This window comes from Fructilactobacillus sp. X2R1C1 (assembly GCF_059901435.1).
On sequence record NZ_JBWXUV010000050.1, the window covers coordinates 1 to 347 of the forward strand.

Sequence of the window (347 nt, forward strand, 5' to 3'; positions counted from 1 at the left end):
GATCCAGTTGGCGCTTGTAATATAATGTTTTTATTGTCACTTACATAAGCATTTAACAAATTCATAACAGCAGAATTTTGAAAATCTATATTCTTAAAGGACATTAGTCGATCAACTCCTTAATTTCATTGCCATAAAATTCATCTGGAATATCAATAATTTCAGCTCCACTATTGTCATACCCTTGTTTCTGATCAACTGACAACATTTCATGAACTTGTTTACGCATATAAATTTTATTTTTTTCATTTAAATCTACTTTGTCTACATCACTTCTATCTATAACAATAGCAATATTGGACCCCTTCAAATTAGTGAAATTCTGTAGTTCAATTAAAGGCTTAATA

The 347-nt window shown here is 28.8% G+C and carries 1 protein-coding gene; it reads right to left on the reverse strand.

The annotated features are described in order from the left end of the window. Window positions 1-103 precede the first annotated feature (103 nt). On the reverse strand, window positions 104-347 hold a 244-nt coding region (locus AC6UDG_RS07455; RefSeq protein WP_500706954.1), incomplete at its 5' end, for a hypothetical protein.